The sequence below is a fragment of the Micromonospora sp. SL4-19 genome (genome assembly GCF_047921475.1).
Taxonomy (GTDB): Bacteria; Actinomycetota; Actinomycetes; order Mycobacteriales; family Micromonosporaceae; genus Micromonospora.
On sequence record NZ_JBLROB010000001.1, the window covers coordinates 16,551 to 42,576 of the forward strand.

21 protein-coding genes are annotated in these 26,026 nt (G+C 71.5%); 12 read left to right on the plus strand and 9 right to left on the minus strand.

The window, feature by feature from the left end; all coding sequences use genetic code 11:
- Positions 1-152: 152 nt before the first annotated feature.
- From ACNAVT_RS00080 to ACNAVT_RS00095, 4 genes are read left to right on the plus strand one after another with little or no spacing between them, the layout of a single operon-like run.
- The gene (locus ACNAVT_RS00080) at positions 153-2,831 is read left to right on the plus strand and encodes a LuxR C-terminal-related transcriptional regulator (RefSeq protein ID WP_416291600.1); all 2,679 of its coding nucleotides are present in this window, start codon (positions 153-155) and stop codon (positions 2,829-2,831) included.
- A 16-nt stretch (positions 2,832-2,847) separates the two neighbouring features.
- Positions 2,848-4,134 (plus strand): nicotinate phosphoribosyltransferase, encoded by a 1,287-nt coding sequence (locus ACNAVT_RS00085; protein ID WP_416291601.1) that lies wholly within the window; start codon positions 2,848-2,850, stop codon positions 4,132-4,134.
- A gap of 13 nt (positions 4,135-4,147) precedes the next feature.
- Entirely contained in the window at positions 4,148-4,729 is a 582-nt protein-coding gene (locus ACNAVT_RS00090; RefSeq protein ID WP_416291602.1) for an isochorismatase family protein, read from the plus strand.
- 40 nt (positions 4,730-4,769) lie between these two features.
- Entirely contained in the window at positions 4,770-6,008 is a 1,239-nt protein-coding gene (locus ACNAVT_RS00095; protein WP_416291603.1) for an MFS transporter, read from the plus strand.
- A 407-nt stretch (positions 6,009-6,415) separates the two neighbouring features.
- On the opposite strand, the gene ctaD is transcribed toward ACNAVT_RS00095, so the two are convergent.
- The gene (ctaD, locus tag ACNAVT_RS00100; protein ID WP_416291604.1) at positions 6,416-8,173 is read right to left on the minus strand and encodes a cytochrome c oxidase subunit I; all 1,758 of its coding nucleotides are present in this window, start codon (positions 8,171-8,173) and stop codon (positions 6,416-6,418) included.
- Between the two features lie 141 nt (positions 8,174-8,314).
- Positions 8,315-9,421 (minus strand): FAD-dependent monooxygenase, encoded by a 1,107-nt coding sequence (locus ACNAVT_RS00105; protein WP_416291605.1) that lies wholly within the window; start codon positions 9,419-9,421, stop codon positions 8,315-8,317.
- A gap of 291 nt (positions 9,422-9,712) precedes the next feature.
- On the opposite strand from ACNAVT_RS00105, the gene ACNAVT_RS00110 reads away from it, so the two are divergent.
- Positions 9,713-10,840, plus strand: coding sequence for a GH12 family glycosyl hydrolase domain-containing protein (locus tag ACNAVT_RS00110; RefSeq protein WP_416291606.1), 1,128 nt, complete (start codon positions 9,713-9,715; stop codon positions 10,838-10,840).
- Between the two features lie 75 nt (positions 10,841-10,915).
- Here the strand turns inward: ACNAVT_RS00110 and ACNAVT_RS00115 are convergent, their stop codons facing one another.
- Positions 10,916-11,701: an aldo/keto reductase gene (locus ACNAVT_RS00115; RefSeq protein WP_416291607.1), complete on the minus strand. Its 786-nt coding sequence runs from the start codon at positions 11,699-11,701 to the stop codon at positions 10,916-10,918.
- A 155-nt stretch (positions 11,702-11,856) separates the two neighbouring features.
- Here ACNAVT_RS00115 and ACNAVT_RS00120 point away from each other — a divergent pair, with 155 nt between their 5' ends.
- From ACNAVT_RS00120 to ACNAVT_RS00130, 3 genes are all read left to right on the plus strand, one after another.
- Complete coding sequence (locus tag ACNAVT_RS00120) at positions 11,857-13,065, plus strand: RNA-guided endonuclease InsQ/TnpB family protein (protein WP_416291608.1); 1,209 nt, start codon at positions 11,857-11,859, stop codon at positions 13,063-13,065.
- Positions 13,066-13,200: 135 nt separating this feature from the next.
- A complete protein-coding gene (locus ACNAVT_RS00125; RefSeq protein ID WP_416291609.1) occupies positions 13,201-14,235 on the plus strand; it encodes a DNA polymerase ligase N-terminal domain-containing protein in 1,035 nt (344 codons plus the stop codon).
- A gap of 8 nt (positions 14,236-14,243) precedes the next feature.
- The gene (locus tag ACNAVT_RS00130) at positions 14,244-15,431 is read left to right on the plus strand and encodes a threonine synthase (protein WP_416291610.1); all 1,188 of its coding nucleotides are present in this window, start codon (positions 14,244-14,246) and stop codon (positions 15,429-15,431) included.
- Positions 15,432-15,440: 9 nt separating this feature from the next.
- On the opposite strand, the gene ACNAVT_RS00135 is transcribed toward ACNAVT_RS00130, so the two are convergent.
- The 4 genes from ACNAVT_RS00135 to ACNAVT_RS00150 form a co-directional block, all read right to left on the minus strand.
- The gene (locus ACNAVT_RS00135; protein ID WP_416291611.1) at positions 15,441-15,833 is read right to left on the minus strand and encodes a cupin domain-containing protein; all 393 of its coding nucleotides are present in this window, start codon (positions 15,831-15,833) and stop codon (positions 15,441-15,443) included.
- Positions 15,834-16,103: 270 nt separating this feature from the next.
- On the minus strand, positions 16,104-16,574 hold the full coding sequence (locus tag ACNAVT_RS00140) for a septum formation initiator (protein WP_416291612.1): 471 nt from the start codon (positions 16,572-16,574) through the stop codon (positions 16,104-16,106).
- A 98-nt stretch (positions 16,575-16,672) separates the two neighbouring features.
- Entirely contained in the window at positions 16,673-17,953 is a 1,281-nt protein-coding gene (locus ACNAVT_RS00145; protein ID WP_416291613.1) for a YibE/F family protein, read from the minus strand.
- A 133-nt stretch (positions 17,954-18,086) separates the two neighbouring features.
- Entirely contained in the window at positions 18,087-20,435 is a 2,349-nt protein-coding gene (locus ACNAVT_RS00150) for a M14 family zinc carboxypeptidase (RefSeq protein WP_416291614.1), read from the minus strand.
- A 436-nt stretch (positions 20,436-20,871) separates the two neighbouring features.
- On the opposite strand from ACNAVT_RS00150, the gene ACNAVT_RS00155 reads away from it, so the two are divergent.
- The 3 genes from ACNAVT_RS00155 (at position 20,872) to ACNAVT_RS00165 (ending at position 23,435) form a co-directional block, all read left to right on the plus strand.
- The gene (locus ACNAVT_RS00155) at positions 20,872-21,567 is read left to right on the plus strand and encodes a response regulator transcription factor (protein WP_416291615.1); all 696 of its coding nucleotides are present in this window, start codon (positions 20,872-20,874) and stop codon (positions 21,565-21,567) included.
- The gene (locus tag ACNAVT_RS00160) at positions 21,564-22,838 is read left to right on the plus strand and encodes an ATP-binding protein (RefSeq protein WP_416291616.1); all 1,275 of its coding nucleotides are present in this window, start codon (positions 21,564-21,566) and stop codon (positions 22,836-22,838) included. The genes ACNAVT_RS00155 and ACNAVT_RS00160 overlap by 4 nt, the downstream gene beginning before the upstream one ends.
- An 81-nt stretch (positions 22,839-22,919) precedes the next feature.
- A complete protein-coding gene (locus tag ACNAVT_RS00165) occupies positions 22,920-23,435 on the plus strand; it encodes a PepSY domain-containing protein (protein ID WP_416291617.1) in 516 nt (171 codons plus the stop codon).
- A gap of 105 nt (positions 23,436-23,540) precedes the next feature.
- Here the strand turns inward: ACNAVT_RS00165 and ACNAVT_RS00170 are convergent, their stop codons facing one another.
- Both ACNAVT_RS00170 and tnpA read right to left on the minus strand, forming a co-directional pair.
- Complete coding sequence (locus ACNAVT_RS00170; protein WP_416291618.1) at positions 23,541-24,122, minus strand: YcxB family protein; 582 nt, start codon at positions 24,120-24,122, stop codon at positions 23,541-23,543.
- Positions 24,123-24,283: 161 nt separating this feature from the next.
- Entirely contained in the window at positions 24,284-24,700 is a 417-nt protein-coding gene (gene tnpA / locus ACNAVT_RS00175; protein WP_416291619.1) for an IS200/IS605 family transposase, read from the minus strand.
- Between tnpA and ACNAVT_RS00180 the strand changes: the two genes are divergently transcribed.
- Positions 24,641-26,008, plus strand: a complete 1,368-nt coding sequence (locus tag ACNAVT_RS00180) for an RNA-guided endonuclease InsQ/TnpB family protein (RefSeq protein WP_416291620.1) — start codon at positions 24,641-24,643, stop codon at positions 26,006-26,008. The genes tnpA and ACNAVT_RS00180 overlap by 60 nt on opposite strands.
- Positions 26,009-26,026 lie beyond the last annotated feature (18 nt).

Below are 26,026 nucleotides of genomic sequence, written 5' to 3' on the forward strand. Positions count from 1 at the left end.
ATGATCCGGTCGGGGCAGCCGGATGCCGGAAGAGTACGACTGTCGGGCTCCCGACACCGAACACTCCGGATACTCACGGTTGAGGAACAGATTACTCAACTTCGTTGCGTGACGACGCGGACGCGGACGATTACCGTCGATATGCTGCATCGATGAGTCGGTGGGAGCTCGTCGGCCGCGCAGATGAACTCGACCGGCTGTTGTCGGCGGTCGGCGGCCCCGAGGGGCGCGGCCTGCTCTTCAGCGGTCTGGCCGGGGTCGGCAAGAGCCGCCTGCTGCGCGAGGGGGTGGCGGCCCTCTCCACCGACCGGTACGCGATCTGGTTCGTCTCGGCCAGCGCCACCACCGCGGCGCTGCCCTTCGGCGGGTTGGTCCAGGTGCTCCCGGCCGAGCAGCCGCACGGACTCTCCCCCGCCGGCGTCCTGCGCTGGGCCGTGGACGTGCTCCAGGAGCAGGCCGCCGGCCGGCGGATCGTGCTCGCGATCGACGACGCGCACCTGCTCGACCCGCCCTCGGCGGCGCTGGTCCACCTGATCGCGCGCGCCGAGAACGCGACCGTGATCGGGACGTTGCGCGACGGCGAGCAGGTCCCGCTGCCGATCCGTGCCCTGTGGACCGACGACCTGGTCGAGCTGGTCGAGCTGGGCCCGTTGGGCCCGACCGAGACCACCAGGCTGCTCGCCTCGATCCTGGACGGGCCGGTCGACGCCGGGTCGTCCGAGCGCCTGTTCCGGCTCTCCGCGGGCAATCCGCTGCTGCTGCGCGAGCTGGTGCTGGCGGCCTCGGGGGGCAGCGAGCTGAACCGGACGTACGGGATCTGGACGTGGACCGGCCGGTTGGAGCTGGCGCCCAGCCTCGCCGACGTGATCGACGCCCGGATCGGCCAGCTCACGCCCGGCGTGCGGTCGGTGGTCGAGCTGGTCGCCTTCGGCGAGCCGCTCGGCCTGCAGCTGCTGGAGCAGGCGGTCGTCCCGGCCGACGTGGAGGTCGCGGAGGAACGCGGCCTGATCAGCATGGTCCACGACGACCGGCGCCTGGACGTCCGGCTCGCCCACCCGCTCTACGGCGAGGTGATGCGCCGGCGCTGCCCGGTCAGCCGCACCCGCCGTCTCAAGGCGACCCTGGCCGAGCTGGTGGAGCAGGCGGGCAAGCGCCGCCGCGACGACGTGCTGCGGGTCGCGGTGTGGCGGCTGGACTCGGGTACGGCACAGGACTCCGCGCTGCTGCTCGAGGCGGCCGCCCAGGCCTTCGGCCGGTACGACGTGCCGCTGGCGACCCGGCTGGGCCGGGCGGCGCTGGAGGCCGGCGGTGGTTTCGACGCGGCGGAGCTGCTCGCCACCATCCTCATGTTCGGCGACCGGCCCGACGAGGCGATCCAGGTGCTCAACTCGGTCGCCGACGTCATCCACGACGAGCGGCGGCACAGCCGTTGGGTGACGGTCCACAGCATGGTCAGCTACTGGGGGCTCAGCCGCGAGTCCACGGTGGAGGAGATCGCCGCGCACGGCGACGAGTTGACGGACTCGGCCGACCAGGCCCGAGCCCGCGCCTTCGAGGCGATCATGCGGCTGCACCGGCTGGACACCGACACCGCGCTGCGGCTCGCCCAGGCGGTGCTGGACCGCCCGGCCGCCCCGGCAGCCGCGCGGGAGCTGGCCCGGTGCACGATCGCACACCTGCACGCCGCGCAGGGCCAGCACCGGCGCACCGCCACCGCGATCGCCCGGGTGCAGGCCGAGGCGGCGAGCTGGCGGGCCGACATGCCTTACCTCCAGCTCGCGATGGAGCTGGCCCGGGGCACCCGGCTGGCGCTCACCGGCGACCTGGCCGGCATCGACGCGCTCGTGGCCGACGAGTTCGCCGACCTGGCCGGCGCGGGGGACTTCCGACTCGGCACCGGTTACCTGGCCATCCTCCAGGCGTACGCGGCGCGGCTGCGCGGGCACGCCGACGAGGCGCTCAAGACCAGCCTCGGGGCCTGCGCGATGCTCGCCACCAGCCGGGTGTACGCCGGGCTGGCGCATGCCGAGCGCGCCCAGGCGGCAGCCCTGCGCGGCGATGCGGCGCATGCGGCGGAGGCGATGGCCGAGGCGGACCGGACCCACGCGCCGGGCATGGCCGTGCTGTACCCCTGGCTGGAGCAGGCCCGGGGCGCGGTGTACGCCGACGCCGGAGACCTGCCGGCCGCCGCCAAGCAGCTGTGCGCGCTGGCCGACCGGCTGCGCGAGGACGGCTTCGCCGGCCACGAGCTGCTGGTCCTGCTCGACCTGGTGCGGCTTGACCGGGCCACCGCGCCGATCGGGCCGACCCGCGCCGACGGCAGTCGGCGTACGGTGGCGCAGCGCCTCGCCGAGCTCTCCGAGCGGGTCGACGGGATGCTGCCGCCGCTGATCGCCCGGTACGCCCGCGCCGCGGTCGAGGACTCCCCCACCGAGCTGCTCGCCGTCGCCGACGCCTTCGCCGCCCGGGACCTGACCGTGTACGCCGCCGACGCGACCGCGATGGCCCTGCACCGGATGCGGGGCGACCGCGCCGCCGCGACCGGTCCGGCCCGAGAACGGCTCGCCGCCCTGCTCCGCGGGTGCGACCAGGTCTCCACGCCGGCGCTGCGGCTGCTCCAGCCGACGCTGACCGAGCGCGAGCGGGAGGTCGCCCGGCTCGCCGTCGACGGCGCCACCAGCCGGGCCATCGCGGAGCGGCTCTTCCTGTCGACGCGGACGGTGGAGAACCACCTCCAGCGGGTCTACAGCAAGCTCGGGGTGGCCAGCCGGGCCGAGCTGCGGGCGGCACTGTGGTCGATGCCGGGGCAGGAAGGCGACGGTGGGGCGTGAACTCTAGGCTGGAGCGGTGAACCTCCTCCGCCCCGCGCTACTGACCGACCACTACGAGCTGACCATGGTCAGCGCCGCCCTGCGCGACGGCACGGCCGACCGCCGCTGCGTCTTCGAGGTGTTCAGCCGGCGGCTGCCGGCGGGGCGGCGGTACGGGGTGGTCGCGGGGACCGGCCGGCTGATCGAGCTGATCCGGGACTTCCGGTTCGACGCCGAGGAGGTCGACTTCCTGCGCCGCACCGGCGTGGTGGACGACCAGGCCGCCGAGTGGCTGGCCAACTACCGATTCACCGGTGACGTCGACGGGTACGCCGAGGGCGAGCTCTTCTTCCCCGGCTCGCCGATCCTCACCGTCTCCGGCAGCTTCGCCGAGTGCGTGGTGCTGGAGACGCTGGTGCTGTCGGTGCTCAACCACGACTGCGCGGTCGCCGCCGCGGCCGCCCGGATGGTCACCGCCGCCCGTGGGCGGACGCTGATCGAGATGGGCGCCCGCCGGGCGCACGAGGAGGCGGCGGTGGCCGCGGCCCGGGCGGCGTACCTGGCCGGGTTCCGGTTCACCTCCAATCTGGCCGCCGGCCAGCGGTACGGCATTCCGACCGCCGGCACGGCGGCGCATGCGTTCACCCTCCTGCACGACGACGAGCAGGCGGCGTTCGCGTCGCAGGTCGCCACGTTGGGCAAGGACACCACGCTGCTCGTCGACACGTATGACATCAGCCAGGGCATCCGGAACGCGATCGCGGTGGCCGGGCCGGAGCTACGGGCGGTCCGGATCGACTCGGGGGACCTCGCGGTGATCGCCCAGCAGTCCCGCGAGCTGCTCGACTCGCTCGGCGCCACCGAAACGAAGATCATCGTCTCGGGTGACCTCGACGAGTACGCGATCGCCGCGCTCGCCGCCGAGCCGGTCGACATGTACGGCGCGGGCACCGCCGTGGTGACCGGCTCCGGCGCGCCGACCGCCGGCCTGGTCTACAAGCTGGTCGAGGTCGACGGGCGCGGGGTGGTCAAGCGCTCGGAGCACAAGTCCACCATCGGCGGCCGGAAGGTGGCCATCCGCCGGCACAAGCCGACCGGCACCGCCACCGAGGAGATCGTCGTGCCGCAGGGGGTGCCCGACCGGCAGCCCAACGACCGGCTGCTCCAGCGCTCCTTCGTCGTCGACGGCGAACCGGTCGCGCTGCCCACCCTCGACGAGTCGCGGGAGCACCTGCGGCAGTGCCTGATCTCCATTCCGTGGGAGGGCCTGAAGCTCTCCGGCGGCGACCCGGCCATCCCGGTGACCGTCGTACCCACCATCTGAGGAGGAACGCTCGATGGGCAGCGCCTTGATCATCGTGGACGTGCAGAACGACTTCTGCGAGGGCGGCTCGCTCGCCGTGGCCGGCGGGTCGGGCGTGGCGGCCGGCATCTCCCGGGTGCTCGCCGCCGAGCCGGACCGCTGGGACCACGTGGTGGCGACGAAGGACTACCACGTCGACCCGGGTCCGCACTTCGGCGATCCGCCGAACTACGTCGATTCCTGGCCCCGGCACTGCGTGGTCGGCACCGCCGGGTCCGAGTTCCACCCCGACCTGGAGACCGACCGGGTCGAGGCGATCTTCCACAAGGGCGAGCACAGCGCGGCATACTCCGGTTTCGAGGGGCACGCGGACGACGGCGAGTGCCTGGCCGACTGGCTGCGCCGGCACGACGTCGACCGGGTGGACGTGGTCGGAATCGCCACCGACCACTGCGTCCGGGCGACCGCGCTGGACGCCGCCCGGGAGGGCTTCCGCACGACCGTGCTGCTGGACCTCACCGCCGCCGTCGCGCCGGAGACGCTCGACGTGGCGCGGCGGGCGATGGACAGCGCCGGGGTCGCCATGGTCGGCGAGCCTGTGATCAGGACCGCTTGACCAGGTAATCGCTTGCGGCTGTCGTACCCCGGCCCGAGGATTGCCGCCGGAGGTACGGACCGTCATGAACCTGAAGCCTTACCGGGAGGCACTCGCCCTGCCCGGTCTGCGGTCGCTGCTGCTGGTGTCGGTGCTGGCCCGCATCCCGCTCACCGCGACCGGAGTGGCGCTCACGTTCCACGTCGTGCTCGACCTCGGCCGAGGGTACGGCGCCGCCGGGCTGGTCGGCGCCGCGTCGACCGTCGGCGCCGCATTCGGCTCCCCGCTGCTCGGGCGGCTGGTCGACCGGCGCGGCCTGCGCCCGGTGCTCATCCTGACCACGATCGCCGAGGGCGTCTTCTGGGCCAGCGCGCCGGCACTGTCGTACCCGGTGCTGCTGCCGGCCGCGTTCCTGGCCGGGCTGCTCGCCCTGCCGGTCTTCTCGGTGGTCCGCCAGTCGGTCGCCGCCCTGGTGCCGGCCGAGCGGCGCCGCCCGGCGTACGCGCTGGACTCGATGTCGGTGGAGCTGTCGTTCATGGTCGGCCCGGCGCTGGCCGTGGCGCTGGCGACCGCCGTCTCCCCGCGGATCACCCTGTGGGCGGTGGGTGCCGGGATCGTCGGCTCCGGGATCTGCTTCTTCCTGCTCAACCCGCCCACCCGCAGCGCCGACGAGCCGGCCGGGCCGCACCGCCGGGTGCCCCGCCGCGAGTGGCTGACGCCCCGGCTGCTCGCCGTGCTGGCGGTGAGCCTGGCCGCGACCCTGGTGCTCGGCGGCACCGACGTGGCGGTGGTCGCCGTGCTGCGCGCCGGCGGCGAGGTCGGGTGGACCGGCGCCGTGCTGACCGTGTGGGCGGTGGCGTCGCTGGTGGGCGGCTTCGCGTACGGGGCGGTCAGCCGCTCCTTCTCGCCGCTGGCGCTGATGGCGGTGCTCAGCCTGTGCACGATCCCGGTCGGGCTGGGCGGGGCACACTGGTGGCTGCTCTGCCTGGCGCTGGTCCCGGCCGGCGCACTCTGCGCGCCGACGATCGCCTCGACGGCCGACGCGGTCAGCCGGCTCGCCCCGGCCGGTGTACGCGGTGAGGCGATGGGCCTGCACGGCTCTGCCGTCACGGTCGGCATCGCGATGGGCGCGCCGCTCGCCGGCGCGGTGATCGACGCCTCGGCACCGCTGTGGGGCTTCGCGGTCACCGGCGCGATCGGCGTGCTGGTCGCCTTGGCGGTGCTGCCGATCGAGCTGCGCCATCGCCGCCAGGCCGCTGCCGATCCGGCCACCCCGGAACTGGCCCCCGCTACCCTCTGATCCCCCGCGCCTCCCCACCCGGCTCCCGGTCGCCCGGCGGAAGTTGCCTGAGAAGGGCGGCCATCGTCGGGTGGCCGGCCGCTGGATCGCCTGGCGGCATCGGCTCCCAGCGGCGTCGTCACGCCAGCCTGCCGGATGCCGGGCCGACTGGCCCCTCGTCGCGCCTACGAACCTGATGACGTGAACGGATCGCCAGGCGGTCCGGTTGAGGTGAATCGTTAACGTCATCAAGTTCGTAGCGGTCGGGGAGTCACCCCTCGGCCCGCGCGCCGGCGACGCCGGCCGCGCGGAGTGTGCCCGCGTCCGGCACCCCATGGCGGGAGCGCGCCGGCGGGGCAGGTGGCCGGAACGGCGACGGGCGCCGCACCCGGTGGGTGCGGCGCCCGTCGCGCGGTATCGACAGCGGGTCAGCGCCGGTCGAGGTTGCCGCTGGTGTCCTCCTGGTAGCTGGCGCCACCGTCGGCCTCGCTGGTCAGCGGCTTGGCACCACCCTCGGGCGGGCCGGCCAGGGTCTGCCCGGCGGCCAGTTCCGGGAACTTGACGTCGAACGCGGGCCGCTCGGAGCGGATCCGCGGCATCCGGTCGAAGTTCCGCAGCGGCGGCGGCGAGCTGGTGGCCCACTCGAGCGAGTTGCCGTAACCCCACGGGTCGTCGACCTCGACCACCGGACCGGCCTTGTACGACTTCCAGCAGTTCCAGATGAACGGCAGGGTCGAGATACCGGTGATGAACGCGCCGATCGTGGAGACCGTGTTCAGTGCGGTGAAGCCGTCGCTCGGCAGGTAGTCGGCGTACCGACGCGGCATGCCCTCGTTGCCCAGCCAGTGCTGCACCAGGAACGTGGTGTGGAAGCCGATCATGGTCAGCCAGAAGTGCACCTTGCCGAGCCGCTCGTCGAGCTTGCGTCCGAACATCTTCGGGAACCAGAAGTAGATCCCGGCGAAGACCGCGAACACGATCGTGCCGAAGAGCACGTAGTGGAAGTGCGCCACCACGAAGTACGAGTCGTGCAGGTGGAAGTCGGACGGCGGGCTGGCCAGCAGCACACCGGTCAGACCACCGAAGAGGAAGGTCACCAGGAAGCCGACGGCGAAGAGCATCGGCGACTCGAAGGTGAGCTGGCCCTTCCACATGGTGCCGATCCAGTTGAAGAACTTCATGCCGGTCGGCACGGCGATCAGGTAGCTGAGGAAGCTGAAGAACGGCAGCAGCACCTGGCCGCTGGCGAACATGTGGTGCGCCCACACGCTCATCGACAGGGCCGCGATGGCGATGGTCGCGGCGACGAGGCCCTTGTAACCGAAGATCGGCTTCCGGGAGAAGACCGGGATGATCTCGGAGATGATGCCGAAGAACGGCAGCGCGATGATGTAGACCTCGGGGTGCCCGAAGAACCAGAACAGGTGCTGCCAGAGCATCGGGCCGCCGGTGGCGGGGTCGAACACGTGGGTGCCGATCAGCCGGTCCGCGGCGAGCGCCATCAGCGCGGCGGCCAGCAGCGGGAAGACCAGGATGACCAGCAGGCTGGTGACCAGCATGTTCCAGGTGAAGATCGGCATCCGGAACATGGTCATGCCGGGGGCGCGCAGGGTCAGGATCGTGGTGATCAGGTTGACCGCGCCGAGGATGGTGCCCAGACCGGAGACGACCAGGCCGACCACCCAGATGTTCCCGCCGACGCCCGGCGAGTGGTCGGCGGTGCTCAGCGGCGTGTACGCCGTCCAACCGAAGTCGGCCGCACCACCGGGGGCGATGAAGCCGGCGGTGGCCATGGTGCCGCCGAACAGGTAGAGCCAGTAGGCGAAGGCGTTCAGCCGGGGGAACGACACGTCGGGCGCGCCGATCTGCAGCGGCACGACGTAGTTCGCGAAGGCGAACACGATCGGCGTCGCGAAGAACAGCAGCATGATCGTGCCGTGCATGGTGAAGAGCTGGTTGAACTGCTCGGGCGACAGGAACTGCATGCCCGGCCGCGCCAGCTCGGCACGCATGATCAGGGCCATCGCGCCGCCGATCATGAAGAACGCGAACGCGGTGACCATGTACATGATCCCGATCTGCTTCGCGTCCGTGGTGCGCAGCAGCCGCGCGAATGCCGACCCCTTGACCGGCTCGCGGACCGGCCAGGGCCGGGTCACGACCGGCTTGGGTGCGACGGTGGTCACGAATGGCCTCCGGTTCTCGGTTGTCCCGCTCGGCACGCGCTGGTCAGTTGCGCAGCCGTCATCCGCAAGGAGGATAGTCCCCGGAAGGTGGCAGCACCGCGTGGGGTGGCCGGCTACGATCATCGCCCCCCGCCGAGCGGCCTAGAGCGGGTCCACCAGGAGCCGGTAGTGCTCCTGGAAAATCCGTCCGCCGCGCCCGCGCAGCAACGGATCGCGCAACGCCGCCGGCACGTCGCGGGTCCGGTTGCGGTCCCGGGTCCGGTCCCGCACCCAGCGGGTACGCGGTCGCCGCCGGCTCTCGTACGCGATCAGGGCGGCCTCCACGCTGCCGGCGGCGCGCAGCGACTCGGCGAGCACCACGGCGTCCTCCAGCGCCATCGCGGCGCCCTGCGAGAGGGTCGGCGCGGTGGCGTGGGCGGCGTCGCCGACGAGCAGCACCCGGCCGTGGAACCAGCGCCCCAGCTCGACCTCCTCGGTGCGCTCGACGTGCACCGTGTCCAGCGCACCGAGGACCTCGGGGACCGGGCCGCCGTAGGCGCCGAACAGCTCGTGCAGCCGGGCCACGGGATCGGCCGGCACCACCGTGCCGGCCTCGTCGGCGTAACAGTGCAGCCGCCCGGCGCCGATCGGCACCACCAGGAAGCCGGCGCGCTCGCCGAGCAGGGCCGTCCAGTCGGCGACCGGCGGGCCGCCACGGACCACCGCGCGGTAGACCACCTGGCCGACGGGGCGGGGCGGACCACCGAGCGCGGCCAGGGTGCGCACCGCCGAGCGTGGGCCGTCGGCCCCGATGACCAGGTCGTACTCCCCGGAGGTGCCGTCGGTGAAGCCGACTGCGACGCCGCCGGGCATCGGCTCGACGATGTTGGCCTCGGCCCCGTGCCGAACGGCGCCGCCGGCCCCGGTGAGCAGCACCCGGTACAGCTCGGCGCGGGGCAGCGCGCGGCACTCCCCCACCCCGGCCCAGAGGGCGTCGAGGTCGACCTCGCAGAGCGGGGCGCCGGCCGCGTCGAGGAAGCACTGGCGGTGGATGACCTGGCCGAGCGGACGGAGCGGGCCGTCCAGGTCGAGCCGGCGCAGTGCCCGTGCCGCGTTACCCGGCAGATAGAGCCCGGTGTCGGCCCGCTCGTTCGGCGGCAGCTTCTCGGTGACGTCGGGCCGGAAACCCGCCAGCCGCAGCGCCCGGGCCACGGCGAGACCGGCGATGCCCGCGCCGACGACGAGGATGCGCAGGGGGGAACCACCCATCGTGGGGTACGCCTCCGGAGGGGTTCGGCACGCGTTGAAGGCAAGACATTACTCGCCGCAATCGATGTTCGGTAGGGCTCATCGGGCCTGAGACACCGCTCCTCGACGCGATCCACCTGCCCCGCGGGCGGGAGTCCCGCACCGGCCGGGGGATGCCCTCCGGCGATCGACCTGACCGGTCCGGTTGCGCCGGAGTTTCAAGCATGTAAATGTGGCACTAGCGCATGGGAGCGCTCCCGGCCGTACCCCCGACCCGAACCCGGCGCCCCCGCGCCGGAGGCAAGGAGCATCATGAAGCGTCCACTGAGGGCCCTCGCGGCCGCCGGCCTGCTGGCCGCCGGTTCGCTCGTCGCCGTCATCCTCGGCGGCACCGCCTCCGCCGACACCCAGATCTGTGAGCAGTACGGGTCCACTACCGTCGGTGGCAAGTACGTCGTGCAGAACAACCGCTGGGGCACCAGTGCCCAGCAGTGCATCAACGTGACCTCCACCGGTTTCTCCATCACCCGGCAGGACGGGACGGGGAACACCAGCGGAGCGCCGGTCTCCTACCCGTCGATCTTCGTGGGCTGCCACTACACGAACTGCTCGCCCGGCACCAACCTGCCGGTCCAGGTGAAGAACATCAGCAGCGCGCCGAGCAGCATCAGCTACAACTACGTCAGCGGCGCGACCTACGACGCCGCCTACGACATCTGGCTCGACCCCAGCCCGAAGCGGGACGGGGTGAACCAGATGGAGATCATGATCTGGCTCAACCGGCAGGGCTCCATCCAGCCGATCGGCTCCCCGGTCGGCAACGTCACCCTGGCCGGCCGGAGCTGGCAGGTCTGGCGAGGCGGCAACGGGTCGAACAACGTCATCTCCTACCTGTCGTCGTCGGCGATCCCCAGCATGAGCTTCGACGTCATGGAGTTCGTCAACGACACCCGCAACCGCGGCGCGATCACCAGCGACTGGTACCTGACCAGCATCCAGGCCGGTTTCGAGCCGTGGCAGGGCGGTGTGGGCCTGGCGGTCAACTCGTTCTCGCAGAGCGTGAACACCGGTGGCGGCACCACCCCGCCGACGACGACTCCGCCGACCACCAACCCGCCCACCGGCGGCTGCGCGGTGAAGTACACCCCGAACGCCTGGAACAACGGCTTCACCGCCGACGTGCAGATCACCAACAACGGCTCATCGACGATCAACGGCTGGACGCTCACCTACACCCTGCCCGCCGGTCAGCAGGTCACCAGCGCGTGGAACGCCACCGTCACCCAGAGCGGATCCGCGGTGACCGCGCGGAACCTCGCCTACAACGGGACGCTGACGCCAGGCGGCTCGACCAGCTTCGGCTACCAGGGGACGCTGAGCGGGACGTACTCCTCGCCGACCAGCTTCACCCTCAACGGGACGACCTGTTCGCGGACCTGACCCGTGACGGCGCAGGGGCGCGATCCGTCCGGGTCGCGCCCCTGCTCGTCGCGGTGTCGCCCCCGACGCCCGGGCTCACCGTCCGAGGGCGTCGATGTCGCGCATCTCCTCGGCGGTGAGCGAGAAACCGAAGACGTCGGCGTTGGCCCGGATCCGGTCCGGGTTGACCGACTTCGGGATCACCACGATCTCGTGGTCGATGTGCCAGCGCAGCACCACCTGCGCCGGGGAGACGCCGTGCGCCTGCGCGACCCGGACCAGCACCGGGTCGGACAGGTCGGTGGTCTTGAGCGGGCTGTAGCCCTCCACCCACACGCCACGGTCCCGGTGCGCGGCGTGCACCTGCCGGTCGTACAGCGACGGGCTCCACCGGATCTGGTTGACCGCCGGGATCTCCTCGGTGGCCTGGATCAGCTCGTCGATCTGGCCGATGCTGTAGTTGCTCACCCCTACGGCCCGGGCCAGGTTCTGGTCCCGGGCGGCGAGCATCTCCCGCCAGACCGGGATGCACTCCACGGGCGTGGCCGGCGGCCAGTGGACCAGCCACAGGTCGACGTAGTCGGTGTCCAGGGCGGCGAGGCTCGCCTCGATGGTCTCCCGCTCGCGGCCTACCCGTTCGGGCGGCAGCTTCGTGGTGATGAAGACGTCCTCCCGGCGCAGCCCACTCTCCTTGACCGCCCGGCCGACCTCCCGCTCGTTGCCGTACATGGTGGCGGTGTCGATGTGCCGGTAGCCGGCGTCGAGGGCGGCGAGCACGGCGCCGTACCCGGCCTCGCCGGTGGCCTGCCAGGTGCCGAAGCCGAGCAGCGGCATCCGGATCTCGCCGGAGAGCGGGACGGTGGGCTGTTCAGGACTGGTCATCGACTTCCTCCCGTGGATACCCCCGCCTTCAGGCGGGGGAGGAAACGGAACCTTTGCGAAGCAGGGCAGGAGAAGCCAATCCGCTGCCAAGGCGGATGGGCGTCTGCCCACATGCGACCACATGGTTCCCGAACAAGCGTGCTAACGTGTGAGTCTTGTCCAGGACCGTGAAGCGGGCGTTCAAGTACCGCTTCTACCCGACCGAGGCGCAGGCCGCCGAGCTTGCGCGCACGTTCGGTTGCGTCCGGAAGGTCTACAACCTGGCGTTGGCCGCGCGCACCGAGGCGTGGGCGCTGCGGCGGGAACAGGTCAGCTACCACGCCACTTCGGCGATGCTGACCGCGTGGAAGAAGACCGAGGAGTTGGCCTATCTCAACGAGGTTTCCTCGGTGCCGTTGCAGCAGACGCTGCGGCATCTGCAGGCCGCGTTCACGAACTTTTTCGCCAAGCGAGCCGGCTACCCGACGTTCAAGAGCAAGAAGAAGTCTCGCAGTTCGGCGGAGTACACCATCAGCGGGTTCCGCTACCGCGACGGGAAGCTCACCCTGGCGAAGATGACCGGACCGCTGGACATCGTGTGGTCGCGCCCGCTGCCCGAGGGCGCGGCGCCGTCCACGGTGACCGCCTCCCAGGACGCGGCTGGCCGTTGGTTCGTGTCCCTGCTCTGCGACGACATTATCCCGGACGCCCCGGCTGCGAACGGCGCCGTCGGGGTCGACGCCGGGCTCGACAGCCTGCTGACACTCTCCACCGGGGAAAAGATCGATAACCCCCGGCACGAGCGTGCCGACCGAGCGCGGTTGACACGCGCCCAGCGGAACCTGTCCCGTAAAGACAAGGGCTCCCACAACCGAGCCAAGGCCCGCCTGAAGGCCGCCCGGGTATACGCCCGGATCGCCGACCGGCGGCGCGACCACCTGCACAAGCTGACCACTCGACTCGTTCGTGACAACCAAACGATCGTGATCGAGGATCTGACCGTGCGGAACATGCTCAAGAACCACCGCCTGGCCCGCGCCATCTCCGACGCGGCCTGGCGGCAGTTCCGCACCATGCTGCAATACAAAGCCGACTGGTACGGCCGTGAGCTGATCACCGTCGACCGCTGGTACCCGTCCAGCAAACTCTGCTCGGCCTGCGGGACGCTGGCCGAGACGATGCCGCTGAATGTTCGGTCGTGGACGTGCCGGTGCGGCGTCGTCCACGACCGTGACATCAACGCGGCACGCAACATCCTGGCCGCCGGGCTGGCGGTGTCTGCCTGTGGAGCTGGTGTAAGACCTCAACGGGAACCCTCCCGGACGGGGCGGTCGGCGGTGAAGCAGGAGAGCTCTGGGGCGACCCAGAGAATCCTCTCCCCTTAGTGGGAGGAGAGATGCCAAGGGGGCTGTTCTACCCGTGATGGCCGCGGCCATGCCGCCGCCCGGGTGCGGCGCGACGAAACGGACAGCAGCGGCGGGAAGTGGGCGATCAGTCGGGCCGTACCGGAGAATGGGGGAGTGGCTGACCGGCTGGAGGAGTACCGGCGGAAACGGGACGCGGCGCGTACCCCTGAGCCGGTGCCGGAACCGGCCCCGCAGCGGAAGCGGACCTCCCGGCGCCGGCCCCGCTTCGTCATCCAGCAGCACCACGCCCGGAGCCTGCACTGGGACCTGCGGCTGGAGCACGACGGCGTGCTGGCCTCCTGGGCGGTGCCACGCGGCCTGCCCCGCGATCCCGGCCGCAACCACCTGGCCGTGCACACCGAGGACCACCCCATGGAGTATCTGACCTTCCACGGTGAGATCCCGGCCGGTGAGTACGGCGGCGGGCGGATGACCATCCACGACACCGGGACGTACCGCGCGGAGAAATGGCGCGACGACGAGGTGATCGTGGTGCTCGACGGGAAGCGGACGAAGGGCCGGTACGTGCTGTTCGCCACCGGGGGTCGGGGCCGGGACTGGATGGTCCGCCGCACCGAACCCGCGCCGCAGGGCTGGACCCCGATGCCCGAGCTGGTCCGCCCGATGCACCCGACCCCCGGCGGGCGACTGCCGAAGGACGAGGCCGCGTGGGGCTACGAGCTGCGCTGGGACGGCATCCGGGCGATGGCGTACGTCTCGGGCGGCCGGCTGCGGCTGCTCGACGAGGCGGACGCGGACGTCGCCGGCACGTACCCGTGGCTGCGCCGGCTGGCCGAGGAGCTGGCGCCGACCGAGGCGGTGCTGGACGGCGTGCTGGTCCGGATCGACCCGGCCGGGCGGGTCAAGGCGCCCACCAGACGGGAGGGCCAGTTCCTCGCCGTCGACCTGCTCTGGTTGGAAGGCGTGGCCAGCATCGACCTGCCGTACGAGCGGCGCCGCGAGCTGCTCGACGGTCTGGCGCTCACCGGTCCGCACTGGCAGACTCCGCCATGGTTCCCGGCCGTCGGCGCGGACGTCCTGCGGACCGCCCGCGAACAGGGCCTCCCGGGAGTGGTGGCCAAGCGCCTCGACTCCCCGTACGAGCCGGGTCGGCGCAGCCGGCACTGGCTGAGCATCGACACGAGCTGAGGACCATCGTGCACCTGACGCACCTGGAGTGCCCGCGCTGCGGCCGGGAGCATCCGGCGGACGCCCTGCGGAACCTCTGCGACTGCGACTCCCCGCTGCTGGCCCGCTACGACCTGGCCGCCGTGGCCGCGGCGGTGACCCCCGAGCAGTTCGGCCTCCGCCCGGCCGACCTGTGGCGCTACCGGGAGCTGCTGCCGGTGGCCGATCCCCGCTACGTCACCACGCTGGGCGAGGGTTGGACGCCGCTGCTGCGCGCCCCCGCGTACGGCCAGGAGATCGGGATCGGGGACCTGATCGTGAAGGACGAGGGGCTGACCCCGACCGGCTCGTTCAAGGCCCGGGGCGCGGCGGTGGGGGTGAGCCGGGCGCGGGAGCTGGGCGTCGAGCGGATCGCCATGCCGACCAACGGCAACGCCGGGGCGGCCTGGGCGACGTACGCGGCCCGGGCCGGAATGCGCGCCACCATCGCGATGCCGCTCGACGCGCCCACCATCTGCCGGCGCGAGTGCGTCGCGGCCGGGGCCGACCTGCGCCTGGTGGACGGCCTGATCAGCGACGCCGGCCGGTGGGTGGCGCGGCTGGTCGCCGAGTCCGGCGGGCAGGTCTTCGACGCCGGCACGCTCCGCGAGCCGTACCGCCTGGAAGGCAAGAAGACCATGGGGTACGAGATCGTCGAGCAGCTCGGCTGGCAGGTGCCCGACGTGATCATCTACCCGACCGGCGGTGGGGTCGGGCTGATCGGCATCCACAAGGCACTGCACGAGCTGCGCGAGCTGGGCTGGGTGGAGGACAAGCTGCCCCGGCTGGTGGCGGTGCAGTCCACCGGCTGCGCGCCGATCGTGCGGGCGTTCGCCGCCGGCGAGCCGCGGGCCACCCCGTGGGCGGACGCGCACACCCTGGCGTTCGGCATCACCGTGCCGTCCCCGCTCGGCGACGAGCTGATCCTGGCCGCGTTGCGGGAGAGCGGTGGGACCGCGGTCGCGGTGGACGACGCGGAGATCCTCGCCGACCTGCGGGACTTCGCCGCCCGGGAAGGGCTGCTGCTCTGCCCGGAGGGGGCCGCCTGCCTGACCGCCGCCCGACAACTGCGCGCCGGGGGGTGGATCCGGGCCGGCGAGCGGGTGGTGGTGCTGAACACCGGCGCGGGCCTGAAGTATCCGGAGACGGTGGACGTCTCCGGCGTACCGCAGGTGTGACCACCCGGCTCAGTCGGTGGGCGGCTGGTCCTGGCCGGCCGCCTCGGCCGCTTCCGCCTCCTCCTTGGTCCGGTGCACGGCACCGTCGGCGTGATCGGGCGGACCGTAGACGGTGTAGAGGACGAGCGGGTTGGGGCCGGTGTTGACGAAGTTGTGCTTCGTGCCGGCCGGTACGACCACCAGATCGCCGGAGACGACCTTCTTCTTCTCACCGGCCACCCGGGCCTCGCCGGTGCCGCTGACGAAGGTGAGGATCTGGTCGATGTCCTCGTGGACCTCCTCGCCGATCTCCCCGTTCGGCGGAATCGTCATGATCACCAGCTGGGTGTGCCGCCCGGTCCACAGCACCCGGCGGAAGTCCGGGCTTTTCTCGGCGACGGTCGCGATCGTGAAATGCTCCATGACGGGCACATACCCGATCCCACGCGCCGGTCACGCCGCGATGCGCAGATGGTGGAATTCGCCACCTGCCGGTGGTTTGGAAACCCCCGGGACGGGGATCAGGTGCCTCAGGACCGGTGCCCGCTGGGCCGGTCGAGCCAAGTCCCCGCTGTCGTACCGCCGTACGGCTGCGGTGGTGGGAGACGGCCAGAGCGCGGCGACGTTACGACCTCGGTCGGACGGCGCCGTGCGCTCGTCCGCGCCGGCCTTCCCTCCGGGGCGTGGACGCCGTCAGTCGTGGTTGGTGGCCACCGGTTGCCCGCCGACGCACCGCACCCTCAGCTCGTGCTCGCCCTGGGGTCCGATGAACCGGACCTCGACGTGGTCGTCGGGCCCTCGGTCGACGTCCTTCACCCGGTAGCCCTGGGCGGGCGACCAGGAGATCAGGAACGCACCGGCCGGGCCGCATTCCGCCGTCGCCGTGCCTCCCGGGGTGGTGAAAACCCGTTTGGCCCCCGCCGGGCTGCCGGTCGGCGTCGGGGCGGCCGTCGGTGTCGGACTCCCGTTGGGACGGTCGGCCGGCCGCGGCGGTGCCGGCTCCGGCGACGCGAGCGCACGCTCGACCTCCTGCTGGTCGCGTACGCCGCCCGGGGTGCCGGTGATGCCCTCCCCGACCAGTTTGATCGCGCCCACCCCGACGAGCGTGGCGGCGACGGTGGTGGCCAACCACCCGACGGCGGCGAGGATCGGTCGACGGCCCATGCACCGAGTGTCCCCGAGGGAAGGTTAAGGCCGGCACCGGGGAACGTTAAGAGAGCCGGCGAGGCGCCGGCGACGGCGTGGTCGTTCGGCCGGGTGGGTCACCCGGCGACGCCGGTGGGAGCCGGTGCCGCGCCGGGGGCCGGGGCGGGGGTCGACGTGGCGTTTCCGACGGCCTTGACGACCGCGACGGCCACCGCCGTGGTCAGCGGGATCGCGAGCACCAGACCGATGGAGGCGACCAGCGTCCGGACGATCTCCTCGGCGATCTGGGCCGTGGTGAGCACGTTGAGCAGCGGGCGGTCGTAGGCGTTGATCAGCAGCATGACGGGCAGGGCGGCGCCGGCGTAGGCGAAGGCCATGGTGTAGACGGTCGAGGCGATGTGGTCGCGGCCGATACGCATGGCACTGCCGAACAGCCGGCGGGCGGAGCTGGCCGAGTCCAGTTCGTGCAGCTCCCAGACGGCCGAGGACTGGGTGATGGTGACGTCGTTGAGCACGCCCAGTCCGGCCACAATGACGCCGCAGAGCACGATCTCCGGCAGGCTGATCCGGGTGTCGAACAGGGCGAGCGCGGTGCTGTCGTGGTCACCGAGGCCCGTGAGGTGGGCGGCGTTGGCGGCCCAGAGCCCGATACCGGCCGTGGTCAGCAGGCCGAACAGCGTACCGATCAGCGCGGTGGTGGTCCGGACCGAGAAGCCATGGGCCAGGTAGAGGACGACGAACATGATCGCCGCCGAACCGACCACGCCGACCAGTAGGCCGGATTGGCCGGCCAGCAACGCGGGCAGCATGAACTTGACGATGACCAGATAGGCGACGCCGAGCCCGAGCAGGGCTTTCAGCCCACGCATCCGGGCCACCGCGATGACGACCACGGCGAAGGCCGCCGCGAGCAGCGTGAGGGGCAGGGTCCGTGAGTAGTCGTAGAAGGCGTAGACGGCCGGGCCGCTCTGGTGGTTGAAGACGCGTATCAGCTTGATCCGATCGCCGGGGCCGAGGCCGGCTCGATAGGCCTCCGCGGACACGTCGACGGCTACGTCGGCGCCACTCTCCGGCCCGGTCTCCAGGGTGGCCTGCACCGACGCGCAGGTCACCATCTGTTGCCTGCCGTCCAGGCCGGGCCGTTGGTTGGCCGCGGGGCAGTCGTACGTCGATACACTCTGCACTGTCGCCTCGGGGTGGCTGAGGCTGCCCACGCTCGCGGTGGCGCCGGCGCTCGCCGGTTTCCCGCCGGGCCAGAGCAGCGCCATCCCGAGCAGGGTCGCCGCGGCCATCGGCGCCACGATCAGGGTCAGGAGCAGCAGGGTCCGGCGCCGGCGTACGGCCTCCCGCGACGGGTCGACCGGCAGCGTGGGTGCGGGCCGCATGTGGGTGTGCATCGGTTGCTCCGGGTGAGAAGCGCAGATGGGCGCGATCGGGGGTGGTCGCGGACGAGGCCGAGCCGACGCTCGCGGACAAGGCCGGTGGCCGCCGACCCGAGGTCGACGGCCACCGTTGTTCGATCGAGATTGGTTACTGGACGGACACGGTCTGCTTGTTGTAGTTCTTGCCGTTGCCGTCCGGCTTGTAGTTGCTCTCCACGTTGCCGGCGATGTCGACCGAGAACCAGTTGACGGTGGTGTTGCTGTTCACCGTGAGGTTCTGGACACCCTCCCGCATGCCGGCCAGGGCCAGCTTGGGCGAGTTGAACGTCGGCCGGCTGCCGTCGAGCGTGTAGTACACGTTCGCCGGCTCGCTGGTGGTGAAGGTGAAGGTGGTGGCGCCCGGCTCCTGCTTGACGATCTTCACCGCGGTCTTCGGCTGGATCTTGTCCGTCGCGTACGCCCGGGCGACCTCGAGGATGCCGATGTTGCCGTTGGCGAACTCCATCGCCTCCTCGTGTCCCTCGGCGAACGGCGGCTGGAACCCGACCGCGGTGAACCGCTTGGTCTTCGGGTCGTAGACGTCCGCGCCGACCTCGAAGTCCCAGCCGATGATGCCCCGGTTGTACCAGTGCTCGTCGGCGCTGTTGCCGGCCGCCGAGTAGAGCACGTCGGTCACCGGTCCGGTGCGACCCGGCCAGATCGCGGTGCCCCGGTATTCCTGCACACGGGAGAGGATGTAGTCGGAGGAGGTCCAGAAGAAGGCCTCGGTGCCCTGGTCCACCCGCGGGAGCACCTCACGCCCGGCGGTCTTGTACGCGCCCGGAGGCCACATGAAGTAGCCGCCGTATGAGTGGGTGTTCATCGACAGCTTGATGTTCGGGAAGTTGTCGACCAGCCAGACCTCGTTGCGCGCCTCCGGCTCGGACAGCTTGCTCGGGCCGGCGTACGTGTCACTGGTGCAGCTCGTCGACCCACCGTTGTAGCCGTCGTAGACGGAACCGACCGAGAAGTTGCGGTTGATGTCCACGCCCCAGGCGTTGCGGTTGGCGGGGTCCGCCGAGGACGCCGGGCAGTAGTTGGTCATGTTCCGGCGCTGCATGTTGTAGTCGTACATGCTGTAGTGCGCGCCGTCCGGGTTGGTGACCGGCAGGATGAAGATGTCCAGGTCATCGACGATCTTGCGGGTGTTCGGGTCCTGCGCGTAGTTGCGCAGCAGCCGCTCGGCCGACTCGACGCAGACCAGCGGGGTCACCCACTCCCGGGCGTGCTCCTGGCAGTAGAGGAAGACGCCGACCTTCGAGCCGTCGCGGTGCTTGCCGATCCGCAGCACCTTCATCTGGAACGGGTCGCGGGACACGCTCGCCGGCGCCTTCAGGTTGTCGGTCAGCTTGGTGGCCGCGGCCGCGGCCACCACGCCGGCACCGGCGTTACCCCGGTAGGTGCTCGCCGTGAGCAGTTTGGCGGCGTCCGCGTTGCCATTGACCGAGGCAACGACCTGCGCCGCGGTGCTGGTGATCGTGCCGGAACCGTTGGTGGCCAGGCGCACCGTGACCGAGTTGCCGGACACGCCGACCGTCAGCGGGGCGTTCGCCGCGCCCGGGTTGACCAACGACATGCTGAGGTCGTTGCCGCCCTCGGAGCCGTACGCCTTCGAGGTGACGTAGACGATGCTCCCCGTTGCGGTGCCGAACTGCGCCTGCGCCTGGCGCCGGTAGCCGTTCGTCTTGTACGGCAGGTCGATCAGCTGGGTCAGCTTCGGGAACTCCGCGGCCAGCGAGGTGAACCGCGCCGTGACCTCGGTCGGGTCCATGTAGTGGTCGACGAAGTCCGACACGTACGGGTGGTCACCGGTGACCTTGCGCGGGCTGCCCAGCCACTTGCTCACGTCGACCGTGACCGAGCCACCCTTGTTGCTGGTGATCGTGGCCTTGGTCGGTGCGGCGTTGATGGCCACCGGGTTGCTGAACCGGTGGTACATGTACTGGCCGGCGTCGGTGAACCGGCTCATGGCGGCGGTCCCGCCGGAGCCGATCTCGGTGCCCGCTCCGCTGTCCCAGCTCGCCGTCAGCGCCGTGGTCGAGTCGGTGCCGGCGCTCGACTTCACCTCGATGTTGAGGAAGAGCTGGTTGTCGAGGCTGGTGAACCACTCGGCCCGCAGCACGTTCAAGGTGTCGGTGCTGGCGGCCAGGGCCTGCACGGCCCGCATGGTGGCGGCCCGCTCAGCCACGTTCGCCGCGTAGTCACCCTGGTCGGAGATGGCGTCCTGCACGTCGAAGCCCATGTCCCGCAGCGCCTGGCTCTCGCCCGGGCTGAGGATCGCGTGCACCTCGATGCCGTTGTCGACCGGCTTGACGTACTCGGCGAGGTCGACGCCCAGCTCGTTGAGCCGGTCGATCCCCGACTTGTCGGCGACCACGATGCGCATCAGGCCGACGCCGTTCTGCTCATCGCTCGACGACCGGTCGGGGGCCACCCCGCTGTCCGACGTCATCGCCATGCCGGGCGCACTGAAGGCGAGTGCCAGCGGTAACGCGACCAGGGCCACCAGGCGGCCCGCTCTGATCGTTCTTCTTGTACTCCTCATGAGAGTCCTTCCAGGCGACGGGGGTCCCGAGGGCCGATTGATCGGGGGTGTTCCGGCACGACCTCGGCTTGCCACAGCTGGGCGGAAGTGTGATCCACCTCTCTGTCGGGAGTCAAGATCGGTGGTAACAGGGCGGACATTGGTCCCGACCGAATCAAACGATCATCCCGGCCCGGCTGTCCGCACCGCCTACCCCTCGATCCGACCAGCTTGAACCGCGCTTTTAGCCCAACGACGACGTGTGAGGACCCAACCGTCCCGCACGCCAACGACCCGGACCAGATCGGATCCGATCGGCAACGGGAACGGGGACTGACCCGGACGATCCCAGCCGACTAACGTGCAACCTGTGGCCCGGCTGCTGCTCATCGAGGACGACCTGACGATCCGTACCCCGTTGATCCGGGCCCTGCGCGAGCGCGGCCACGCGGTGGCCGCGGCCTCGACCGCGATGACCGGGTTGCGCGACGCGCTCGACGACCGGCCCGACCTCGTCGTGCTCGATCTGGGACTGCCCGACCTGGACGGTCGTGAGCTGTTGCGGATGCTGCGCGCGGTCAGCTCGGTGCCGGTCATCGTGGCCACCGCGCGGGACGACGAGGCCGAAATCGTCCGGATGCTCGACGCCGGCGCCGACGACTACCTGGTGAAACCGTTCACCGCGGCGCAGCTCGACGCCCGGGCCCGGGCCGTGCTGCGCCGGACGGCCGGCAACGCCGAGGCCGGGGACCCGGTGCTCGTGGTCGGCGGGCTGCGGATCGACCCGCGGTCCCGGCAGGTGAGCCTGGACGCCGTCCCGGTCGAGCTGACTCCGCGCGAGTTCGACCTGCTGCACCACCTCGCCGGCCGGCCCGGGCAGGTGGTCACCAAACGGGAGCTGCTCACCGAGGTCTGGCACATCCCGTACGGCGGCGCCGACAAGACCGTCGACGTGCACCTGTCGTGGCTGCGCCGCAAGCTGGGCGAGAGCGCCCAGGAGCCGCGCTACCTGCACACCGTGCGGGGGGTCGGGGTGCGGCTGGAGGCTCCCGGAGCCATCCGGTGAGGGGCCGGCTGGCGCTGCTCGTCGCCGCCGTCAGCGTGCTCATCCTGACCGCCTTCCTGGTGCCGCTCGCGCTGCTGGTGCGCACCGTCGCCGCCGACCGGGCGACCGTCCGGGCCACCGCCGACGCGCAGCGCCTGGTACCGGTGGTCGGCACCGCCGACCTGGACACCATCCGGCAGACCGTCGAGCAGCTCGCCGCGGAAGGCCGACCGGTCAGCGTGTTCCTGCCCGACGGCACCGTGCTCGGCGCGCCGGCGCCACGGACGCCCGCGGTGGCCCTCGCCACGCGCGGGCAGAGCCTGACCGCCGCGTCGGACGACGGCCGGGAGGTGGTCATCGCGGTCCAGGGCCGCCCGGACGGGACCGGAGTGATCCGCACGCTGGTCTCCCGGTCGGAACTCACCGCCGGGGTGACCCGGGCCTGGCTGGTGCTGGCCCTGCTCGGCGTGCTCCTGGTGCTGGTCGGGCTGGTCGTCGCCGACCGGCTGGCCCGCACCCTGGTACGACCGATCACCGAACTCTCCGCGGTCTCCCACCGGCTCGCCAACGCCGAGCTCGACGCCCGGGTCACCCCGGCCGGCCCAGCCGAGCTACGGGAGGTCGCCGGCGCGCTGAACCATCTGGCCGGGCGGATCCAGGTGCTGCTGCGCGACGAGCGGGAGCAGGTGGCCGACCTGTCGCACCGGCTGCGTACCCCGCTGACCGCCCTGCGGCTGGAGGCCGAGTCGCTGCGCGACCCGGACGACGCGGCCCGGCTGACCGCCGCGGCGGACGGTCTGGAACGGGCGGTCACCGGCCTGATCCGGCAGGCCCGCTGGCGCAGCTCGGCACCGGACGGCCGGGCCGGCTGCGACGCGGCGACAGTCGTCCGCGAGCGGGTCGCGTTCTGGTCGGTGCTGGCCGAGGACACCGGCCGCACGGTCACCCTCGACCTCGCGCCCGGCCCGTTGCCGGTGGCGGTGCCGGAGGACGAGTTGGCCGCGGCGGTGGACGCGCTGCTGGGCAACGTCTTCGCCCACACGCCGGACGGGTCGCCGTTCACCGTACGGCTCGTCCCGGACGCGGCACAGGTCGCGCTGACCGTCGCCGACTCCGGTCCGGGGATGCCGGCCGGACCCCTCGGGCGGGGTGCCAGCCACGCCGGGTCGACCGGGCTCGGCCTGGACATCGCCGACCGGGCGGCCCGAACCAGTGGCGGCCAGCTGGAGCTGCACGCCGGGTCCGGCGGTGGGGCGGTGGTGCTGCTCCGGCTCGGGCCGCCGCGGCCTTAACCCAGGCTTAGCCCTCGGGCAGCGCGCCGCTATCCACTCGGGACCGATCCTCGACGACACAACCGAGGAAAGGTGGAGATGATGCGACGGACTTCCCTGGTCCTGGCGGCGGCCGGCGGGGCCGCGGTGCTGGCGGTGAGCGGTGCGGCGCTGGGCCTGACCACGGCCGACCGGACGGCGCCCGGTGCGCTCGCCGCCGCGACGGCCGGCTCGACGACCGAGGACAACCCCAAGCCGGACGACGACGCGACGTCCGCCGCAGCCATGCCGAGCCGCACCGCGGGCACTCCCGGGACCGCCGGCGGGGCGGTGAGCCGGAAGCAGGCCGGCGAGACCGCGCTCGCCCGTATCGGCGGGGGCCGGATCGTCGAGATCGAGGCCGAGCTGGAGCACGGCGCGCGGGTGTGGAGCGTCAAGATCGTCAAGGGCGACACCAGGTACGAGGTCAAGGTCGACCGGGGCGACGGCACCGTGGTGGAGACCGAGCGAAAGCGGGCCGACGACCACGGCGGCGACCGCACCCGGTCGGACGACCACGGCGGCGACCGCAGCCGCAGCGACGACCACGGTGGCGACCGCACCGGCAGCGACGACTGAATGGGCCGTCACCGCCGTCGGGGTCCGGGCAGGCCTGGTCTGCCCGGACCCCGACGGATCAGCGCGTGGTGCGGCGCGGCCTGGTCGGCGGGTGGTTACCGCCGATCAGCCGAGCGGTCGGGTGTGCGCGGCGAGCAGCGCCCGCAGCGCGGCCACGTCGGTCTCCTCCAACACCCGCTTCGGCAGCACGAACACGGTGGTCCCGATGCGGTCCGAGGCGAGCAGCACGAACGAGCGCGGTGTCTCCACGTGGTACGGATACTGGGCCCAGCGTGCCGTCGTGTCGCCGGTGGCCGAGGCGACGTGGATGCCGTCATCGCCGACGGCGGCCCGCAACGGATGCGCCAGCTGCGGATTGCCCCGGATCAGCTGCCGGGACGTCCACCGCAGGGTGAGCTTCGCCGGGTCCAGCAGCCGGAGCACCAGGTAGGCCACGCCGAGTGCCACCACGACGACAACGGCAAGCACCGCCGCCGACAGCCAGCGGTCACCGGTCGCAGGAGGGCCGCCGGACACCACGATCGCGAGGCCGACCACGACACCGACCACGTACCCGAAGGGACGGCGCAGGTACCACGGGCGGCGGGCCACCCGGTTCGCGGCGACGCCCCCGTCGATCAGGTCGTCGACGGTGAGTGTGTACTCGGCCCGTACCTGGGCCGGGGCGGTGGCGTCGAAGGCGGACATGGTGATCAAGCATAGGCGCGGCTGGCGGTACGTGCCGTCACGGCGGACCGGGGAGGGAACGTGAGCAGCCCGCTACCGAGATGCGGGTCAGGCTCCGCCCTTTAGGGCGGGGGTGCGGGGTGAAGGCCCGCGCGGGAGGGCCGTCAAGGCCCAAGCGTGCTCTACGCCGGCCGATTCTGCTGTTCGATGTACTGGTGCAGGACGGTCATGGGTGCGCCTGCGAGGGAGCCGGCGAAGTAGGACCCGGACCACAGCCGGGTGCCCCGCCAGAAGTAGCGGCGGATCTCGGGGAAGTCGCGGCGCAGGTAGCGCGAGGACACGCCTTTGAGGGAGTTGACCAGTTTCGACAGCGCCACCTTGGGTGGGAAGGTCACCAGCAGGTGGACGAAGTTGTCGTCGCCGTTGAACTCGACCAGTTCGCACTCGAACTGTTCGCATACCTCCCGCATCACCTGTTCGAGGTAGTGCAGGTGTTCGTCGGTGAAGACGCGTGTCTGGTATTTCGTGACGAAAACCAAGTGGGCGTGAAGCAGGAAGGTGCAGTGTCTGCCGGCGCGAATCGGGTCATCGGCGGTCATGAAACCAAGTGTATGATGTGGAATGTGAAGGCGGACACGGGCCGCAGGTTCCGGCTTAATCCCATGCAGGAACAGGCGCAGCGCCTGGCCTCGTGGGGGCACACGTGCCGCTGGCTGTACAACACCGCGTTGGAGCAGCGCCAGTTCGCCTGGCAGCAGCGCAAGGTCACCCTCGGGGTCACCGCGCAGTGCGCCTACCTGACTCAGGCGCGTAAGGAACTCGACTGGGTCGCGGACCTGCCGGCACAGTCCGGCCAGCAGGTGTTGCGCCACCTCGACCAGGCGTACCGCAACTGGTGGAATCCGCAGCATCCAGCCGGGCCACCGACACGCAAGCGCAAGTCGGCGCAGTTGTCGGTCCCGTTCCCGGGTCAGGCAATTGCGGTGCGGCGGGTCAACCGCCGGTGGGGCGTGGTCAGCCTGCCGAAGATCGGCGATGTCAAGTTCCGGTGGTCCCGCCCCTTGGGCGGCACAGCCCGTAACGCGGTGGTGTCCTTCGACGGTGTTGCCTGGCACGTCGGGTTCGGCGTCCATGCCGGCGTCAAGACGCCCGAGGCGCACGCCCGGCCCGGCACGGTCGTCGGCGTCGACCGCGGTGTCAAGGTCGCCGTGGCGATGTCCGACGGGCGCATGTGGAACCGCACGTTCACCAACCCGGGTCAGGAGCGGGAGTTGGCCAGGCTGAAGTCGAAGGCCGGCCGGCAGGAGGCCGCCCGCCGCAAGCATGGCGGGAAGACCTCGAACCGGGCCCGTAAGGCCCGTGCCGAGATCGCCCGAACCGAGGTAAAGATCCGTAACCGGCGCCGTGACTTCGTGATGTGGGCCGCGAACCGTCTCTGCGCCCAGCACGCGACCGTCAAGCTGGAACGGCTCAACATCTCGGCTATGACCGCCACCGCGAAGGGCACCATCGCCGAGCCCGGCATCAACGTGGCCGCGAAGGCCGGCCTGAACCGGGCGATCCTCGACAAAGGCTGGGGCTTGTTCGAGACAGCCTTAGCCAACCGGGCACGCACCACCGGCACCCGCATCGTCAAGGTGCCAGCCGCGTTCACCTCCCAGCGGTGCAGCCGCTGCGGGAACACCGATCGGAACAACCGCAAAAGCCAAGCGACGTTCCGGTGCGGGTCTTGCGGATACCAGGCGAACGCTGACGTGAACGCAGCAATCAACATCCGGGACGCCACCGAGGCGGTGTCCCCACTCACCGGGCGGGCAGTCCGGGACAGGAGTCGAAAAGCGTCCTGTCGACCACCCACCCAGCGCCGGCGACGTACGGCGCTGGACGCGGGAGTCTCTCGCCTTTAAGCGGGAGAGGATGTCAAA

Excerpts from the sequence above, each read along its gene's own strand:
- ACNAVT_RS00115 (WP_416291607.1), bottom strand. The coding sequence starts at position 11,701 with ATGACCAGTCCTGAACAGCCCACCGTCCCGCTCTCCGGCGAGATCCGG.
- ACNAVT_RS00090 (WP_416291602.1), top strand. The coding sequence starts at position 4,148 with ATGGGCAGCGCCTTGATCATCGTGGACGTGCAGAACGACTTCTGCGAG.
- tnpA (WP_416291619.1), bottom strand. The coding sequence starts at position 24,700 with ATGACCGCCGATGACCCGATTCGCGCCGGCAGACACTGCACCTTCCTG.
- ACNAVT_RS00170 (WP_416291618.1), bottom strand. The coding sequence starts at position 24,122 with ATGTCCGCCTTCGACGCCACCGCCCCGGCCCAGGTACGGGCCGAGTAC.
- ACNAVT_RS00080 (WP_416291600.1), top strand. The coding sequence starts at position 153 with ATGAGTCGGTGGGAGCTCGTCGGCCGCGCAGATGAACTCGACCGGCTG.
- ACNAVT_RS00140 (WP_416291612.1), bottom strand. The coding sequence starts at position 16,574 with ATGGGCCGTCGACCGATCCTCGCCGCCGTCGGGTGGTTGGCCACCACC.
- ACNAVT_RS00135 (WP_416291611.1), bottom strand. The coding sequence starts at position 15,833 with ATGGAGCATTTCACGATCGCGACCGTCGCCGAGAAAAGCCCGGACTTC.
- ACNAVT_RS00145 (WP_416291613.1), bottom strand. The coding sequence starts at position 17,953 with ATGCACACCCACATGCGGCCCGCACCCACGCTGCCGGTCGACCCGTCG.
- ACNAVT_RS00105 (WP_416291605.1), bottom strand. The coding sequence starts at position 9,421 with ATGGGTGGTTCCCCCCTGCGCATCCTCGTCGTCGGCGCGGGCATCGCC.
- ACNAVT_RS00110 (WP_416291606.1), top strand. The coding sequence starts at position 9,713 with ATGAAGCGTCCACTGAGGGCCCTCGCGGCCGCCGGCCTGCTGGCCGCC.
- ACNAVT_RS00150 (WP_416291614.1), bottom strand. The coding sequence starts at position 20,435 with ATGGCGATGACGTCGGACAGCGGGGTGGCCCCCGACCGGTCGTCGAGC.
- ACNAVT_RS00165 (WP_416291617.1), top strand. The coding sequence starts at position 22,920 with ATGCGACGGACTTCCCTGGTCCTGGCGGCGGCCGGCGGGGCCGCGGTG.